14 protein-coding genes and 1 pseudogene are annotated in these 18,748 nt (G+C 38.9%); 11 read left to right on the top strand and 4 right to left on the bottom strand.

Features of this window, described 5'->3' with window-relative positions:
* Window positions 1–71: pseudogene (locus FJR73_RS09825) on the bottom strand (transposase); the annotation flags it as partial.
* Between the two features lie 67 nt (window positions 72–138).
* Window positions 139–780: a glycerol-3-phosphate 1-O-acyltransferase PlsY gene (gene plsY, locus FJR73_RS09820; protein WP_140834678.1), complete on the bottom strand. Its 642-nt coding sequence runs from the start codon at window positions 778–780 to the stop codon at window positions 139–141.
* Between the two features lie 135 nt (window positions 781–915).
* Between plsY and parE the strand changes: the two genes are divergently transcribed.
* The 8 genes from parE (at window position 916) to FJR73_RS09780 (ending at window position 12,510) form a co-directional block, all read left to right on the top strand.
* Window positions 916–2,859, top strand: coding sequence for a DNA topoisomerase IV subunit B (gene parE / locus FJR73_RS09815; protein ID WP_061759022.1), 1,944 nt, complete (start codon window positions 916–918; stop codon window positions 2,857–2,859).
* A 27-nt stretch (window positions 2,860–2,886) separates the two neighbouring features.
* A complete protein-coding gene (locus tag FJR73_RS09810; protein WP_079114827.1) occupies window positions 2,887–3,714 on the top strand; it encodes an aminoglycoside 6-adenylyltransferase in 828 nt (275 codons plus the stop codon).
* A gap of 29 nt (window positions 3,715–3,743) precedes the next feature.
* Window positions 3,744–4,304, top strand: coding sequence for a GTP pyrophosphokinase (locus tag FJR73_RS09805; RefSeq protein ID WP_061759024.1), 561 nt, complete (start codon window positions 3,744–3,746; stop codon window positions 4,302–4,304).
* A 184-nt stretch (window positions 4,305–4,488) separates the two neighbouring features.
* On the top strand, window positions 4,489–6,969 hold the full coding sequence (parC, locus tag FJR73_RS09800) for a DNA topoisomerase IV subunit A (protein WP_140834677.1): 2,481 nt from the start codon (window positions 4,489–4,491) through the stop codon (window positions 6,967–6,969).
* Between the two features lie 326 nt (window positions 6,970–7,295).
* Window positions 7,296–9,329, top strand: coding sequence for a thiol-activated cytolysin family protein (locus FJR73_RS09795; RefSeq protein WP_000487325.1), 2,034 nt, complete (start codon window positions 7,296–7,298; stop codon window positions 9,327–9,329).
* A gap of 618 nt (window positions 9,330–9,947) precedes the next feature.
* Window positions 9,948–10,673 (top strand): CppA N-terminal domain-containing protein, encoded by a 726-nt coding sequence (locus tag FJR73_RS09790; protein WP_140834675.1) that lies wholly within the window; start codon window positions 9,948–9,950, stop codon window positions 10,671–10,673.
* A complete protein-coding gene (locus FJR73_RS09785; protein WP_140834674.1) occupies window positions 10,670–11,605 on the top strand; it encodes a serine hydrolase domain-containing protein in 936 nt (311 codons plus the stop codon). The genes FJR73_RS09790 and FJR73_RS09785 overlap by 4 nt, the downstream gene beginning before the upstream one ends.
* Window positions 11,606–11,613: 8 nt before the next feature.
* Window positions 11,614–12,510: a DMT family transporter gene (locus tag FJR73_RS09780; RefSeq protein ID WP_140834673.1), complete on the top strand. Its 897-nt coding sequence runs from the start codon at window positions 11,614–11,616 to the stop codon at window positions 12,508–12,510.
* 41 nt (window positions 12,511–12,551) lie between these two features.
* Here FJR73_RS09780 and FJR73_RS09775 read toward each other — a convergent pair whose 3' ends face one another.
* Complete coding sequence (locus FJR73_RS09775) at window positions 12,552–13,250, bottom strand: GntR family transcriptional regulator (RefSeq protein WP_140834672.1); 699 nt, start codon at window positions 13,248–13,250, stop codon at window positions 12,552–12,554.
* A gap of 140 nt (window positions 13,251–13,390) precedes the next feature.
* On the opposite strand from FJR73_RS09775, the gene guaA reads away from it, so the two are divergent.
* The gene (gene guaA / locus FJR73_RS09770) at window positions 13,391–14,953 is read left to right on the top strand and encodes a glutamine-hydrolyzing GMP synthase (RefSeq protein ID WP_140834671.1); all 1,563 of its coding nucleotides are present in this window, start codon (window positions 13,391–13,393) and stop codon (window positions 14,951–14,953) included.
* A gap of 190 nt (window positions 14,954–15,143) precedes the next feature.
* Window positions 15,144–15,611: a GNAT family N-acetyltransferase gene (locus tag FJR73_RS09765; RefSeq protein ID WP_004635121.1), complete on the top strand. Its 468-nt coding sequence runs from the start codon at window positions 15,144–15,146 to the stop codon at window positions 15,609–15,611.
* Window positions 15,612–15,872: 261 nt separating this feature from the next.
* Here the strand turns inward: FJR73_RS09765 and FJR73_RS09760 are convergent, their stop codons facing one another.
* Window positions 15,873–16,943 carry a site-specific integrase gene (locus FJR73_RS09760; RefSeq protein ID WP_140834680.1) on the bottom strand — a complete coding sequence of 357 codons (1,071 nt, stop codon included), beginning with the start codon at window positions 16,941–16,943 and terminating at the stop codon, window positions 15,873–15,875.
* 342 nt (window positions 16,944–17,285) lie between these two features.
* Here FJR73_RS09760 and FJR73_RS09755 point away from each other — a divergent pair, with 342 nt between their 5' ends.
* Window positions 17,286–18,572 carry a U32 family peptidase gene (locus FJR73_RS09755; protein WP_049535202.1) on the top strand — a complete coding sequence of 429 codons (1,287 nt, stop codon included), beginning with the start codon at window positions 17,286–17,288 and terminating at the stop codon, window positions 18,570–18,572.
* Window positions 18,573–18,748 lie beyond the last annotated feature (176 nt).

The following is an 18,748-nucleotide window of genomic DNA, read 5'->3' as shown; positions in this document are numbered from 1 at the left end:
AGCTTCTCTATGCTATATCCTTGTTTTTTAAGTTCATAGATCTGAACTTTATCATCATAAGTTAATTTCATAATAAAAACACCCCAAAAGTTAGATTTTTTCTGTCTAACTTTTGGGGTGCAGTTCAGAACTGACGTTTTATTTTTTAGGATGTTGGTGGGTTAGGTTTAATCCCCAAGGAACCAAATTTTCAGTTTTATTTTTGATGCGTGTAATATTATCCTTATGACGAATGATAATCAAACTAGCAAGTGCTAGGATAATAGCGATGAAGAGAGGGTCATAGTTGCTCAGGATAAAACCAAAAAGTGGAAAGAGTAGAACTCCGACGACAGCTGCGATAGATGCAGTGACACTAGATAGTGAAATCATACTACCAAGATAGAGGGTTCCAAAGAAAACAACTGCAAGGTAGAGACAGAAGACAGGCGAAAATCCGAATATCACTCCAGCACTGGTTGCGACAGCCTTACCACCCTTAAATCCTGCAAAGATAGGGAAGGTATGGCCAATAACAGCTAAAAGCCCAAAGATGAGAGGCGAAACACCTTGCAGATGAAAAATAATCGGAAGAAGCGTTGCTAGGGTTCCTTTGAAAAAGTCAATAACAAATGTTGCCATACCAGCTTTTTTACCTAAAATGCGGAAGGTATTGGTTGTTCCTGTGTTACCAGAACCATGCTCTCGCAGATTGATTTGAAAGAATACTTGTCCAATCCAGAGACCAGACGGAATCGAACCCAGCAGATAGGCTAGGATTAATAAAACTATTGTAATCATACTCCTATTATATCATGAAATGGAGAAGAAAGGCAGAGAATCTCTGATGAAATTGTCACATCGGAGAAAGAAAAATTTTGCAAAATCCTTGGAAAACCTGTAGAATAGTAAAGATGAACGAATAGGAGGTTCCTTGTGTCAAAAAAGGAAATCAATATTAACAATTATAATGATGATGCCATTCAGGTGCTAGAAGGGTTGGATGCGGTCCGTAAACGTCCAGGGATGTATATCGGATCGACTGATGGTGCTGGTCTCCACCACCTAGTCTGGGAAATCGTCGATAATGCTGTCGATGAAGCCTTGTCTGGATTTGGTGACCGTATTGATGTGACCATCAATAAAGATGGGAGTTTGACTGTACAAGACCATGGTCGTGGGATGCCGACAGGTATGCACGCTATGGGAATCCCAACAGTTGAGGTTATCTTTACCATTCTCCACGCAGGAGGGAAATTTGGTCAAGGTGGCTATAAGACTTCTGGTGGTCTCCATGGGGTTGGATCTTCCGTTGTAAACGCCTTATCAAGCTGGTTGGAAGTTGAAATTACCCGTGATGGGACGGTTTATAAACAACGATTTGAAAATGGGGGTAAGCCTGTTACAACTCTTGAAAAGGTCGGTACAGCCTCCAAGTCTAAGACAGGTACTAAGGTTACTTTTATGCCTGACGCAACGATCTTTTCTACGACAGATTTCAAGTACAATACCATTTCAGAACGTCTCAATGAATCAGCCTTTCTCTTGAAAAATGTGACCTTGTCTTTGACGAACAAGCGCACAGATGAGTCTGTTGAGTTTCACTATGAAAATGGGGTACAGGACTTTGTTTCTTATTTAAACGAAGACAAGGAAACCTTGACGCCTGTCCTCTACTTTGAAGGTGAGGATAATGGTTTTCAAGTGGAAGTAGCCCTCCAGTACAATGATGGATTTTCAGATAACATCTTGTCCTTTGTCAATAACGTTCGCACCAAGGACGGTGGAACGCACGAGACAGGACTCAAGTCTGCCATTACCAAGGTTATGAATGACTATGCGCGTAAGACGGGGCTTCTCAAGGAAAAAGATAAAAACCTTGAAGGGTCAGATTACCGTGAAGGGTTAGCAGCTGTTCTTTCTATCTTGGTTCCTGAAGAACACCTCCAGTTTGAAGGACAGACCAAGGACAAACTAGGCAGTCCTCTGGCTCGTCCCATTGTGGATGGAATTGTGGCGGATAAGTTGACCTTCTTCCTTATGGAAAATGGGGAATTGGCTTCTAATCTCATCCGCAAGGCTATCAAGGCGCGTGATGCTCGTGAAGCAGCACGTAAGGCGCGTGATGAGAGCCGAAATGGGAAGAAAAATAAGAAAGATAAGGGCTTGTTGTCGGGTAAATTGACACCTGCTCAGTCTAAGAATCCTGCAAAAAATGAACTCTATCTAGTCGAGGGGGATTCTGCCGGTGGTTCTGCCAAACAAGGCCGTGACCGCAAGTTCCAGGCAATCTTGCCCCTTCGTGGTAAGGTTATCAATACAGCTAAGGCCAAGATGGCGGATATTCTCAAAAATGAGGAAATCAACACTATGATTTATACCATCGGTGCGGGTGTCGGAGCAGACTTCTCCCTTGAAGATGCCAATTATGACAAGATTATTATTATGACTGATGCCGATACCGACGGTGCCCATATCCAGACCTTGCTCTTGACATTTTTCTACCGCTACATGCGTCCGTTAGTTGAGGCAGGTCATGTCTATATCGCCCTTCCGCCTCTTTACAAGATGTCCAAAGGTAAAGGCAAGAAAGAAGAAGTAGCTTACGCTTGGACAGACGGAGAACTAGAAGAACTCCGCAAGCAGTTTGGTAAAGGAGCGACCCTTCAACGTTACAAGGGGCTTGGTGAGATGAATGCGGATCAGCTCTGGGAAACAACTATGAACCCAGAAACCCGTACCCTCATCCGTGTTACGATTGAAGATTTAGCACGCGCTGAACGTCGTGTTAATGTCCTCATGGGAGATAAGGTCGAACCACGCCGTAAGTGGATTGAAGATAATGTCAAATTTACTTTGGAAGAAGCGACGGTGTTTTAAGTCGGTTTTTAACGAATGGGTATCAACATGAGAACTGAAACAGAAATGCTAAATCGGATTTTACAAATTGCCAAAACTATACAAGTAGAAGCTATCGCCATATCTGGTTCACGAACTGATACAAAAGCACCAAAAGATGAGTTTCAGGATTACGATGTGGTCTATATTGTGGACGATTTAGATAATCTGAAGAGAGACATTTCTTGGCTAGACCAGTTTGGCAAACGCATTATTGAGCAAGAGGTCACCCTTGGTCACCGTCGCCTATATCTCATGCTTTTTGAAGATGGCAATCGGATTGATTTGACACTCTGCCCACAAGAACACATGCAAGAATGGGTGGATAGTGAAGCAGGATTCACAGTTTTAGAAGATAAGAAGGGCTTGTTTGAGTCTTATTCTCCAAATCCTCAACGCTACTGGAGAAGCCCAGCTACTGAGACAGATTTTAAAAATTCCTGTAATGAATTTTGGTGGGTTTCTGCCTATGTAGTGAAGGGCATTCATCGGAACCACCTGGTCTATGCGACGGATCATCTCTATGGAATCTGCCAACAAGAATTGCTTAAGCTTTTAGCTTGGCAAGTGGCAGCAGATAAGGGAACGGTCGATGTTGGCAAGAACTACAAGTACCTCTTTCAGTATTTGCCTGCTGAGAAAGAGAAAGAATTCTCAAATCAGCTTGATTTTTCAAGTAAAGAGAAAATCACTCAATCTTTGTATGCTACGATGCAACTTTTCCACCGAGAGGCTCAGTACCTTGCTCAAAAAATGGGATTTGACTATGATAAAGAAGTAGCTGAGAAGATGATTCAGTATGCTGAGGAAAGAGTGAAGAAGTTTGGGAATAACTAGAAAAATGAAAAAGCGAGAGGAGAAGACTCATGATTGAAAAAGTGGAACGCCTCATTACAGAGATTAATCGTATTCATCGAGAATATTCTAAAGATTATTTTGAAACGGGTAAGGTGGAAAAAATCAATCTCAAGCATACCTTTTCAAAAGTTCCGACGAAAGCGATTTTGTCCTACCGTCTGAATTTACATGAGTCAATTAATGACTATCTGATGAAAGCGGATGTCCAAGATATTGCCTATGTTTATCGTGTCAAAACTTCTGAGTCTATTATAGATAAAATTACACGTTTTTCTGAGCGTCAAGAGGGTTATCCTGTGAATTCCATTCTTAATGATATTTTTGGTGCTCGTATGATTTTAAGTTCCAAAGAGATAGCTCAAGTCATGGATCAATTAGATGATTGGCAAGAGATGTACGGATTAAAAAACTGGTATTTACGTGATAAAGACGACTATGTCGGTATTCATATCTATTTTAAAAATAAAAGTAATTTTTACTACCCATGGGAACTCCAACTTTGGGATAGGAAAGATGTAGATAGCAATATCGCCAGTCATATCAAGTATAAACGAGGATTTGTGAAGTAGACATTTCAAGTCGTCCCTTTATATCTTAACTGAACACTTTTTCTGTAAAAACCTATTCTACATTCTTTGAAAGGAGTTGAACACGCCCTAAATACTGTGTGAAAAAGATAAATTCTCTTGTGAGCATCGCTCACTGCAAGAATTTCCTATTTTCCCTTTGTATTTTACGGGCTTTGTATCCTATATGAGTAATATCCAAAACATGTCCTTGGAGGACATCATGGGAGAGCGCTTTGGTCGCTACTCCAAGTACATTATTCAAGACCGGGCTTTGCCAGATATTCGTGATGGTTTGAAGCCGGTTCAGCGTCGCATTCTTTATTCTATGAATAAGGATGGCAATACCTTTGACAAGAGTTACCGCAAGTCGGCCAAGTCTGTCGGTAACATTATGGGTAATTTCCACCCACATGGGGACAGTTCTATCTATGATGCCATGGTTCGTATGTCGCAAGACTGGAAGAACCGTGAGATTCTAGTTGAAATGCACGGTAATAACGGTTCCATGGACGGTGATCCGCCTGCGGCAATGCGTTATACAGAGGCGCGTTTGTCAGAGATTGCTGGTTATCTCCTTCAGGATATCGAGAAAAAAACAGTTCCTTTTGCTTGGAACTTTGACGATACGGAGAAAGAGCCGACAGTCTTACCAGCAGCCTTTCCAAACCTTTTGGTTAATGGTTCTACTGGGATTTCGGCTGGTTATGCGACAGATATTCCACCACATAATTTGGCAGAAGTTATCGATGCTACAGTCTACATGATTGATCATCCAACTGCCAAGGTCGATAAGTTGATGGAATTCTTGCCTGGACCAGATTTTCCTACAGGAGCTATCATTCAGGGGCGTGATGAAATCAAAAAGGCCTATGAAACTGGAAAAGGGCGCGTGGTTGTTCGTTCTAAGACTGAGATTGAAAAGCTAAAAGGTGGTAAGGAACAAATCGTTATCACTGAGATTCCTTATGAAATCAATAAGGCTAATCTGGTCAAGAAAATTGATGATGTTCGTGTCAATAACAAGGTGGCTGGCATTGCTGAGGTTCGTGACGAGTCTGACCGTGACGGTCTTCGTATCGCTATTGAGCTAAAAAAAGACGCCAATACGGAGCTTGTTCTTAACTACCTATTTAAGTACACCGACCTACAAATCAACTACAACTTTAACATGGTGGCGATTGACAATTTCACCCCTCGTCAGGTCGGGATTGTCCCAATATTGTCTAGCTATATTGCCCACCGTCGCGAAGTGATTTTGGCGCGCTCACGCTTTGACAAGGAAAAGGCTGAGAAACGTCTCCATATCGTCGAAGGTTTGATTCGTGTAATTTCTATTTTGGACGAAGTCATTGCGCTTATTCGTGCATCTGAGAATAAGGCTGACGCCAAGGAAAACCTCAAGATCAGCTATGATTTTACGGAAGAACAGGCTGAGGCTATCGTAACCTTGCAACTTTACCGTTTGACCAATACCGATGTTGTTGTCTTGCAGGAAGAAGAAGCAGAACTTCGTGAAAAGATTGCCATGCTTGCGGCTATTATCGGGGATGAGCGGACTATGTACAATCTCATGAAGAAAGAGCTTCGTGAGGTCAAGAAGAAGTTTGCGACACAACGTTTGAGTACTTTAGAAGATACTGCGAAAGCAATCGAGATTGATACAGCTAGTCTGATTGCTGAGGAAGATACCTATGTCAGCGTGACCAAGGCAGGTTACATCAAGCGTACCAGCCCGCGTTCCTTCGCAGCTTCCACCTTGGAAGAAATTGGTAAACGTGATGATGACCGTCTGATTTTTGTTCAATCTGCCAAGACAACTCAGCATCTCTTGATGTTTACGACACTTGGAAATGTCATTTATCGACCAATCCATGAATTGGCAGATATTCGCTGGAAGGATATTGGAGAGCATCTGAGCCAGTCTATTACTAACTTTGAAACCAATGAAGAAGTTCTATATGTAGATATCGTGGATCAGTTTGATGATGCGACAACCTACTTTGCTACAACTCGTCTTGGTCAAATCAAGCGTGTAGAACGCAAAGAATTCACTCCATGGCGGACCTACAAGTCTAAGTCTGTCAAGTATGCTAAGCTCAAAGATGATACAGACCAGATTGTAGCAGTAGCTCCGATTAAACTGGATGATGTTCTCTTGATTAGCCAAAACGGTTATGCCCTTCGTTTCAATATCGAAGAGGTTCCTGTTGTCGGTGCCAAGGCAGCAGGTGTCAAGGCTATGAACCTGAAAGAAGATGATGTCCTCCAATCTGCCTTTATCTGTAATACCTCATCCTTCTACCTCTTGACCCAGCGTGGAAGTTTAAAACGTGTTTCTATTGACGAAATTCCAGCAACCAGCCGTGCCAAACGAGGACTACAAGTCTTGCGTGAGTTGAAAAGTAGACCGCATCGTGTCTTCTTAGCAGGAGCAGTTGCAGAGCAAGGTTTCGTTGGTGACCTCTTCAGTACAGAAGTGGACGAGAACAATCAAACTTTGCTTATCCAATCCAATAAAGGAACGACCTATGAAATCCGATTGCAAGACTTGAATCTGTCAGAACGAACCAGCAACGGTAACTTTATATCCGATACCATTTCAGATGAAGAAATTTTTGATGCCTATCTTCAGGAAGTTTATACAGAACTAGTATCTAACAAATAGTAAAGATAATGAAAAGGTTTTCGTCGAGAAATTTCTTAAGCTATAGATTTAAGAGTTGAATTTGATTATATATACAAAAACGAACAGTGCTGATTCCCAACTGATAGGGACTTAATCCTGTTCGTTTTCTTGTTTTTATTGGTATAGACCGCCTGATATTTAATTGTAAAATCATTAACATACGGTCAATTATTCAAGCTAGATTAATAAAAAAATAATATTTTTTAAGAAAATGATTGCGTCACATTTGTTTTTTTGTTATAATATTATTGTTTCAAGAGAACGCGTTAAAGAAATAGTTCGTTTAAATATAAAAGGAGTTTTTTATGTTTCAAAATAAACAAGATAAAGGATTTCGTTATTCTATTCGTAAACGTAGTGTTGGAGTATGTGGTGTTGCCGTTGCAACATTTTTGCTAGCTTCTGGCCTTGTATTTCAAACAAATGTAGTAAAAGCAACAGAGCCAAGCGTTGCTGCAGTTGCTGGTGAAAATATTGCTGCTCATAAATCTGCGAGTCAGAGTTCAATTGCTTATGGAGGAGATGCTTCTAGAGCAGTTGACGGTAATCGTGATAACGCATGGAGTCACCGCTCCGTTACCCATACAGATTTTCAAGATCATTCTTGGTGGAAAGTTGACTTAGAGAAAGAAGAATCAGTAGGAACTGTTCGTATTTACAATCGTGGAGATGGGGATGTAGCAAATCGTTTATCTAATTTTGATGTTATTTTGTTGGATAAAGATGGGAATGAAGCAGCTCGTCAACATGTAGATAGCTTAAACAATCAACCAACAGTTGATGTTCAATTCTCAGGAGTTGATGCACGATATGTAAAAATTGAATTAAATAAATCTAAAACTCCACTTAGTTTAGCAGAAGTTGAAGTATATCGTTCTGCAAAATCAGAAAAGATTGTAGAAAATAAGAAAACAGAAAATAAATCTAAAACAGATTTTACTGCAGAACTAAATAAATATTTGTTTGGTTTGAATTATGATAAAACAAATATTTTAACTAGACGAGGCGAGGCAATAGAAAATTACACGAATACAAGCACAAAACAACAAGGAAATGAATTTGTGGTTGTGGAAAAAGTGAAGAAGAACCTTTCTAGTGGTCATGCTGATGTTGCTATTAATGGCAACGGAGATATTTTCCTAGGTGCTTTGTTTAAAGCAAATCAAGATCTCCTAGAAAATAAACCACAACAAATTAGCTTAGATCGTAGCAAAGGTAGAATTAGTGTTGATTTACCAGGAATGGTAGGCGGAGATAGCTATGTAGATGCTACACCAACTGTAAGTGGTATGCAGGAAGGTGTAAATACCCTGTTAAATCGTTGGCATGAAAAATATGCTGGGAAGAACCCTGCTCCAGCACGTATGCAGTACGAATCAACTTCTGCTTATAGCATGAATCAATTAAAAGCTAAATTCGGAAGTGACTTTGAAAAAGTTGGAGTTAATCTAAAAATTGATTTTGAAGCTGTCAATAAAGGTGAAAAACAAATTGAGGTAGTTGATTTTAAACAAGTTTACTATACTGCTAACTTTGATGCTCCAAAAAATCCATCAGATGTATTTGCCTCAGGAGTAACAGTTGATCAATTGAAAGCACGTGGAATTGATGAAAATACTCCTCCTGTATATGTATCAAGCGTGTCATACGGACGTCAAATGTATGTCAAATTTGAAACAACAAGCAAGAGTACAGAATTGAAAGCAGCTATCAATGCTGTCATTAAAGGAGTACCTATTAAAGCTGAATCTGAATGGGCACGTGTCTTGAAAAATACAACAGTAACAGTTTCCATCGTAGGTGGAAATGCTGATGGCGCTGCACGTGTTGTGACAGGTACAGTAGAAGATTTGAAGAAATTGATTCAAGAAGGAGCTACTTTCAGTACGCAAAACCCTGCTGTTCCAATTTCTTACAAGACTGCATTCTTGAAAGATAATCAAGTGGCCACGATTCAAAGCAATACAGACTACATTGAAACTAAAGTGACTTCATACAAAAATGGTTACCTCAATTTACACCATAAGGGAGCTTATATTGCTCGTTACTATGTTTACTGGGATGAAGTGACTTATGACAAGGATGGTGTTGAAAGTATTCGTTCACGTCAGTGGGAGCATAACGGTCAGAACAGAACTGCTGGCTTCCAAACGGAGCTTCAATTTAAAGGAAATGTACGTAACCTACGCGTGAAGATTCAGGAAAAAACAGGTCTTGCTTGGGAACCATGGCGTACTGTTTACAATCGTACCGATCTTCCTCTAGTCCAAAAACGTACCATTATTAATTCAGGTACAACAATCAGACCAAAATACGATGAAAAAGTTGAAAACAACTAATTCTCACTTGTAAAAATAATTAGTTATACTAATGAATTGAACCCCAAAAGTTAGTCCAAATTCTAACTCTTGGGGTGTTTTTCTGTGTCTTGTTTTATGAGTAGTTTACATATAAGTATATATGTAAATTAATCGTTATTGTGAATAGCATTATAGATTTATTAGACCCAAGGTAAGAAGACATCTCTTGTTTTTATATTCAAAGCTATAGCGGTTAATATTTAAGGAGACCTTCAAGTTCAAGTAGTCAATAAGAAGAAATTCTCTTGTAGTTTAAGATTTTTTAGGATAGTTATGAATTTAATTCTCGATAAAGGGATCTATTTTAGGAGTCATTTTCTAGCTTCTTTAGGTAACCATCTCCGAATGGACCTCTTGTGATTTACATTAGTTTACTTTTTCCATAGGGCATAGGGGTGTGTATAGTAGATATATTTATTGGAAAATGTCTATTCTGTGTTTTATTATGGATATATTTACTTCAATTTCTCCTAAGCATTGAGTTTTAACTCATGTTCCTCAAAAAGATGTTTAATGAGGTTAAAATTGTTAAATTTGAGTATAATATCTTGTAAAAAATTCTAAAATCCTATAAAATAAAAAGTGACGGAGGAATTTATGAATGTAAATCAAATTGTACGGATTATTCCTACTTTAAAAGTTAATAATAGAAATTTAAATGAAACCTTTTATATGGAAACCCTCGGTATGAAAGTTTTGTTAGAAGAGTCAGCCTTTCTATCACTAGGTGATCAAACAGGCCTTGAAAAACTTGTTTTAGAAGAAGCTCCAAGTATGCGTTCTCGTAAAGTGGAAGGAAGAAAGAAGCTGGCTAGATTACTTGTCAAGGTGGAAAATCCCTTGGAAATTGAAGTCTTATTAGCTAAAACAGATTCGATTCATCGATTATATAAGGGGCAAAACGGCTACGCTTTTGAAATTTACTCTCCAGAAGATGATTTGGTTTTGATTCATGCGGAAGATGATAGAGAAAGTCTAGTAGAAGTAGAAGAAAACCCTGAATTTCAAACAGATTTGGAATCAATTTCTTTAAGTAAATTTGAGATTTCCATGGAATTACATCTCCCAACTGATGTCGAAAGTTTCTTGGAAGTATCTGAAATTGGGGCGTCACTTGATTTTATACCAGCTCAGGGTCAAGATTTGACTGTGGACAATACAGTTACTTGGGACTTATCTATGCTCAAGTTCTTGGTCAATGAACTAGATATAGCAAGTCTTCGCAAGAAATTTGAGTCTACCGAATATTTTATTCCTAAGTCTGAAAAATTCTTCCTTGGAAAAGATCGAAATAATGTTGAATTGTGGTTTGAAGAAGTATGAAGTGGACCAAGATTATTAAAAAAATAGAAGAACAAATCGAGGCAGGGATTTATCCCGGAGCCTCTTTTGCGTATTTTAAGGACAATCAATGGACGGAGTTCTATTTAGGACAGAGTGACCCAGAGCATGGCTTACAGACTGAGGTAGGACTAGTTTACGATCTAGCCAGTGTCAGCAAGGTTGTTGGGGTTGGCACAGTTTTTACCTTCTTGTGGGAAAAAGGTCAATTAGATATTGACAGACTTGTAACAGATTTTTTAGCTGAGAGTGATTATCCAGACATCACTATTCGCCAGCTCTTGACTCATGCAACAGACCTTGATCCTTTTATTCCTAATCGTGATCTTTTAACAGCCCCTGAATTAAAGGAATCTATGTTTCATCTCAACAGACGAAGTCAATCAGCCTTTCTTTATTCGGATGTCCATTTTTTGCTGTTAGGTTTTATCTTGGAAAGAATCTTTAATAAAGAACTGGATGTAATTTTACAAGAACAAGTTTGGAAACCGTGGGGAATGACGGAAACCCAGTTTGGGCCTGTTGGGTTTGCTGTTCCAACAGTTAGAGGTGTCGAGGCAGGTCTGGTACATGATCCCAAGGCTCGCCTCTTGGGCAGACATGCAGGTAGTGCTGGTTTATTTTCGACTGTAAAGGATTTACAAATCTTTTTAGAACACTATTTAGCAGATGATTTTGCAAGAGATTTGAGTCAAAATTTTTCACCTTTGGATGACAAGGAACGTTCTTTGGCATGGAATTTGGAAGGAGATTGGCTAGACCATACGGGCTATACAGGTACCTTTATCATGTGGAATCGTCAGAAGCAAGAAGCGGCCATTTTCCTATCCAACCGTACCTATGAAAAGGATGAGAGAGCTCAATGGATTTTAGACCGTAATCAAGTGATGGACTTGATTCGTAAAGAAGAGTAAGGAGAGACATGTCAAATAGTTTAAAAGGGACTCTATTAACAGTTGTGGCTGCTATTGCTTGGGGTTTGTCAGGAACGAGTGGCCAATACCTGATGGCACACGGAATTTCGGCTTTAGTTTTAACTAACTTACGACTTTTAATCGCTGGCGGGATTCTCATGGTCTTGGCTTATGCTACTGCAAGGGATAAAATGCTGGCCTTCTTAAAGGATAGAAAGAGTTTGCTATCTCTTCTCATTTTTTCTCTAATTGGTCTTTTTCTCAACCAATTTGCCTATCTGTCTGCTATTCAGGAGACCAATGCAGGAACAGCGACGGTGCTTCAGTATGTTTGTCCTGTCGGAATTTTAATTTATAGCTGTATCAAGGATAAGGTGGCGCCGACACTGGGAGAGATAGTTTCTATCATATTAGCTATCGGAGGGACCTTTCTTATTGCAACACATGGGCAGTTGGACCAGTTATCCATAACACCTACAGGCTTGTTCTGGGGGCTCTTTTCTGCTCTGACTTACGCACTTTATATTATTTTGCCAATAGCCTTGATTAAGAAGTGGGGGAGCAGCTTGGTCATCGGTGTGGGAATGGTCATAGCAGGTTTGGTCGCTCTTCCTTTTACAGGAGTTCTACAGACTGCTATCCCAACTAGTCTTGATTTTCTCCTTGCATTTGCGGGCATTATCCTTATCGGGACTGTCTTTGCCTATACAGCCTTTCTAAAAGGAGCCAGTCTGATAGGACCGGTCAAGTCAAGCTTGTTGGCTTCAATTGAGCCAATATCGGCGGTTTTCTTTGCCTTCTTAATTATGAATGAACAATTTTATCTCGTTGATTTTCTTGGTATGGCAATGATATTAGTTGCTGTAACTCTGATTTCTTTGAAAGATTTACTCTTAGAAAAATAAAAAGACTCTTTGTCCGTGACAGAGAGTTTTTGCCTAGTAATCTAATTGTTTTCAAGATAAAATTCAAAACGTTCGCCTACATATTGACTTTTTACATATTCAAAAGCTGTTCCATCTTCTAGGTAGGAAACTTGAGTCAGCCCAAGAATGGCATGTCCTCTTTCAACTTCCAAATAGTGAGCGATCTTTTCTTTAGCGAGGCGAGCATAGATGGTCTGCTGTGATTTACCAATACGGTAGCCATATTTTTGCAGGGTTTGGAAGAAATGACTGGTGATTTCTTCTTTTTTAAAGTTCTTAATAAATTTTTCAGGAATAGAAGCAACTTCATAAACCAGAGGAACATTGTCGGCATAGCGAACACGTTCCATTCGGATAATGTTTTCGGTTGGAGAAATTCCTAACTTAGCAACTTCTTGCTCATTTGGAATGGTTTTTCTGTAAGAAATGAGCTGGCTAGAGGGAATTTTGCCTTGAGACTTAACAATTTCAGTAAAACTGGTTGTCCCTCGCATCTTTTCTTGTACTCGAGTACTGGAGACAAAGGTGCCACTTCCAACACGGCGCTCAAGAACACCTTCTTCGACCAAGAGGGAAATTGCTTGGCGGAGGGTCATGCGGCTGACCTCAAATTGTTCAGCCAAATCTCTTTCACTCGGCAACCTCTCACCAATGGACCAACGGTGCTCGTCAATATCCTTTTTTATCTGATCATGGATTTTCATATAAGCTGGTAGCATGTTTTCACTTCATTTCTATCTTTTCTCTATTGTACCCCAATAAACGAGAAAAAGTCAAACTTCGCCTTGTTTAGTTGGTAATTCGCCCTTATTTGTGATAGAATATTTGAAAAAGATATTTCTTTTGAGAAAGGAAAAAGATGAGCAACATTTCAACTGATTTGCAAGATGTAGAAAAAATTATCGTATTGGACTATGGTAGCCAATACAATCAGCTGATTTCACGCCGTATCCGTGAGATTGGTGTGTTTTCAGAACTAAAAAGCCATAAAATTTCAGCTGCTGAAGTTCGTGAAATCAATCCTGTAGGAATTATCCTTTCAGGTGGACCAAACTCTGTATACGAAGATGGTTCATTCGATATTGACCCAGAAATCTTCGAACTGGGAATTCCTATTTTGGGAATCTGTTACGGTATGCAGTTATTGACCCATAAACTTGGAGGAAAAGTTGTTCCTGCAGGTGACGCTGGAAATCGTGAATATGGTCAATCAACCCTAACTCACACACCATCAGCTCTTTTTGAATCAACACCGGATGAACAGACTGTTTTGATGAGCCATGGTGATGCAGTTACTGAGATTCCTGCTGACTTTGTTCGTACTGGAACATCAGCTGACTGCCCTTATGCGGCCATTGAAAATCCAGACAAACACATTTACGGTATCCAATTCCACCCAGAAGTTCGCCATTCTGTATACGGAAATGATATCCTTCGTAACTTTGCCCTTAACATCTGTAAGGCTAAAGGCGACTGGTCAATGGATAATTTCATCGATATGCAGATTCAAAAAATCCGTGAAACAGTCGGTGATAAACGTGTTCTTCTCGGTCTATCAGGTGGAGTTGACTCTTCAGTTGTTGGTGTTCTTCTTCAAAAAGCAATTGGCGATCAATTGATCTGTATCTTCGTAGACCACGGTCTTCTTCGTAAAGGAGAAGCAGATCAAGTTATGGACATGCTTGGTGGTAAGTTTGGTTTGAATATCGTCAAAGCAGACGCTGCAAAACGCTTCCTTGACAAACTTGCTGGTGTTTCTGACCCTGAACAAAAACGTAAAATCATTGGTAATGAGTTTGTCTATGTCTTTGATGACGAAGCAAGCAAACTCAAAGATGTGAAATTCCTTGCTCAAGGTACCTTGTATACAGACGTAATTGAATCTGGTACGGATACAGCTCAAACTATCAAGTCACACCACAACGTGGGCGGTCTTCCAGAAGACATGCAGTTTGAATTGATTGAACCACTCAACACTCTTTATAAAGACGAAGTTCGTGCCCTTGGTACAGAGCTTGGTATGCCAGACCATATCATATGGCGCCAACCATTCCCAGGACCAGGACTTGCTATCCGTGTCATGGGAGAAATTACTGAAGAAAAGCTAGAAACAGTTCGTGAGTCAGACGCTATTCTTCGTGAGGAAATTGCTAAAGCAGGTCTTGACCGCGATATCTGGCAATACTTCACTGTTAACACAGGCGTTCGTTCAGTCGGTGTTATGGGTGACGGTCGTACTTATGACTATACGATTGCAATCCGTGCTATCACCTCGATCGATGGTATGACAGCTGACTTTGCCAAAATTCCATGGGAAGTTCTTCAAAAAATCTCAGTACGTATCGTAAACGAAGTGGACCACGTTAACCGTATCGTCTACGATATTACAAGTAAACCACCTGCAACCGTTGAGTGGGAATAGAGTTAATGAGTTAAAAAAAGCCTAGAAATCAATCTTTCTAAGGCTTTTTACTTTATTTTAACAACAATTTAACAACAAAACTATAATTTTCACTATAAACTATACTTATCTTTAATCTACTTTTAAATAGGTATATATGGTATAATATGGTATAATATGATAAATTTGAAGGTGTGGAGGAAAAAATAAGATGTTTGTGAGAAAATTTGAACCTAAAGATGCAGAAAAAGTGTCAGAATTAGTTGTAACAACTTTAAGAACTACTAATATCAAAGATTATTCATTAGAGTATATAGAAAATGATGTAAAGATTTTGCAACCACAAAATATTTTAGAAAGAGCAAACTGGATGCATTTTTATGTGGTATGTGATGCTGAAAAGATTGTTGGGTGTGGGGCGATAGGACCATATTGGGATAAAGAAGATGAAAGTAGTCTTTTCACTATTTTTGTACTACCGGATTATCAAGGAAAAGGTGTAGGGCGAATGATTATTGAAACACTTGAGAAAGATGAATTTTTCCTTCGGGCAAAAAGAGTAGAAATTCCAGCTTCTATAACTGCAACACCTTTTTATTTGAAGATGGGATATAATTATAAGAATGGGATTACTCTTCCGGACGAAGAAGGGTTATTGAGATTGGAAAAATATAGATAAATTGAGGCTTTCTTGGCAACAACGGAAAGACAACTCCCAGTTTGTCGAACGTAAAGTATTAAAGACGATAGAAATAAAAAATCTATCGTCTTTTTCATGCCTATTTTCAATTTATATTGTGAGCAATAAATAGGGAAAACTCGCAAGAGTTGCTAACTAGTATTTCAAATGTAATCTCGGAATTATATGAATTATAACTAATAATACGGTAAACACTAATAGTTTACCGTAGGAATCTAAAGTTTAATCGGACAGACTTCGCTAGTCAGACAAAACTTTAGATTGAAAATTTTTAGTATTCTGATTGCCATTAAATTTACTTTTTCTGACAATATTATCACTCACCACTACTTTCCCAGTCATCCTAGTAGCTACTTCTTTCATAGCATTTGGCCTTAAATGAGAGTAGGTTCCAAGTGTTGTCTTAATATCAGCATGTCCTAGACGATTTTGCATTTCTAAATCATTCATTCCTAGAGAGAGCATAAAGCTGGCATGAGAATGCCTTAAATCGTGGATCCTTATTGATTTTATTTTTGCGTAATCACTATGAGATTTTAGAACACGTTTAAGAGTTGATTTTACCAACGGACTATCTGCTATGGAAAATACAAATTTACATTCTCCTATTTGAGATTGTGCTTTCTTCCAATATTTCAAATGTTCTAATGTATCATCATCAAGATACAAAAGCCTTACACCTGATATAGATTTTGTATCAGTAAGATACCACTCTTTTTGGCTTTTATAATACATTGAGCAGTTTATTAAAGCAGTACCTTTTTCAAAATCTATTTTCGACCATTCAATAGCTTGTAATTCACTTGTCCTAACTCCAGTCATAAAGAAAAACCAAAATGTAGTAAAATACAATAATTCATAGATATTAGATTTATCAAATGTACTAATGAATAGCTGAAATTCTTCTACCGTCCAAAAATCAACTTTAGGACGGTCTTTTTTTACGTTTCCTACCGTCTTAGCAACATTATTTGACAACATACCCAATTTAACTGCTAAATCAAAAATCTGTTGTAACATTTGATGAACAGAACGAATATAATTATTAGATAACCCCTCTATAAACATTGCATTTTGCCACTTCTTTACATGAGGTGCTTGAATATCCGATAACTTCATATTCTCAAAAAATGACAGTCTTTTAAATTTTGATTGTGTCATATCAAAAGTACGTTTTCTTACTTGGCTCTTATAGTCTGGTATAAAATAATCATCAAGAAACTTTTTAAAAGTCATTGTGCTATTAACAGTTATAGAACCTTTACCAAAGTCGGCAAGCATAATATTTTTCTTGAAGTAGAAGAATACCATTATCTCCGTTAACAACAATTTAATAACAAAAGACTCAAATAATATCAAATCGTACTCATTGATTGTATTATCAATCACTATTAAATCAACTACCCTAAATAGCCAATATCTGACTTTTAGTGAGTGGGAATAGTCGTTTAAGGACTAGATTATTCCATGTAGTTTAATTAGCCAGTATCTTTGGATACTGGTTTTTACTTTATCGGCTCTTTTTACTACTTGTTTCAACTGCTGAAAGATTAGAATTGTCAAAACAATCTGTCCAGGCTTGATTTTATGGCTTATTTACTATAAAATGAGAAGGAAAAACGTCAAACTTTTATATTGCAAATAGGAGAAAACATGACAAAAACATTAAAACGTCCTGAGGTTTTATCACCTGCAGGGACTTTAGAGAAGCTAAAGGTAGCTGTTCAGTATGGAGCAGATGCTGTCTTTATCGGTGGTCAGGCCTATGGTCTTCGTAGCCGTGCTGGAAACTTTACCTTTGAACAGATGGAAGAAGGTGTTCAGTTTGCGGCTAAGTACGGTGCCAAGGTCTATGTAGCTGCCAACATGGTTATGCACGAAGGAAATGAAGCTGGTGCCGGTGAGTGGTTCCGTAAACTGCGTGATATCGGAATCGCGGCAGTTATCGTGTCTGATCCTGCCTTGATTATGATTGCAGCGACAGAAGCGCCTGGTCTTGAAATCCACCTCTCTACCCAAGCCAGTGCCACTAACTATGAAACGCTTGAGTTCTGGAAAGAATTGGGCTTGACTCGTGTCGTTTTGGCGCGTGAGGTTTCGATGGAAGAATTAGCTGAAATCCGCAAACGTACTGATGTAGAAATTGAAGCCTTTGTCCACGGAGCCATGTGTATTTCTTACTCTGGTCGTTGTACTCTTTCAAACCACATGAGTATGCGTGATGCTAACCGTGGTGGTTGCTCTCAGTCTTGTCGTTGGAAATACGACCTTTACGATATGCCATTTGGTCAAGAACGCAAGAGCTTGAAAGGTGAAATTCCTGAAGAATTTTCAATGTCAGCCGTTGATATGTCTATGATTGACCATATTCCAGATATGATTGAAAATGGTGTGGATAGTCTAAAAATCGAAGGACGTATGAAGTCTATTCACTACGTATCCACAGTAACAAACTGCTACAAGGCAGCGGTAGATGCTTATCTAGAAAGTCCAGAGAAGTTTGAAGCAATCAAGCAAGACTTGATTGATGAGATGTGGAAGGTTGCCCAACGTGAATTGGCAACAGGTTTCTACTACGGTACACCATCTGAAAATGAGCAGTTATTTGGTGCTCGCCGTAAAATTCCTGAGTACAAGTTTGTTGCTGAAGTAGTTTCTTATGATGATGCGACACAAACAGCAACCATTCGCCAACGGAACGTCATTAACGAAGGGGACCAAGTTGAGTTTTATGGCCCAGGTTTCCGTCATTTTGAAACTTATATTGAAGATTTGCACGATGCTAAAGGTAATAAAATCGACCGTGCTCCAAATCCAATGGAGCTATTGACAATCAAGGTTCCACAACCTGTTCAAGCAGGAGACATGGTTCGTGCATTAAAAGAAGGACTCATCAATCTTTATAAGGAAGATGGAACCAGTGTCACAGTTCGAGCTTAATAAGCAAGCAGGAGCTGAAAGATTTCTCGTTGCTTTCCCTTTAATCCTGCTCACTAAAAGAAAAGAAGTTAAAGAAAATATATTTATTTCCATCCGAGATTTCATCTCGGATTTTTTCATTATTTTTCAGAAAGGTCTAGATAATGGTCGGATTTATTACAAGTTTTCTAAAGTTT

The sequence above is a fragment of the Streptococcus sp. D2 genome (assembly GCF_006385825.1).
GTDB classification, from domain to species: Bacteria; Bacillota; Bacilli; order Lactobacillales; family Streptococcaceae; genus Streptococcus; species Streptococcus shenyangsis.
The sequence above is the reverse complement of the archived record's forward strand: the minus strand, read 5'-3'. Positions and strand labels throughout refer to the sequence as shown.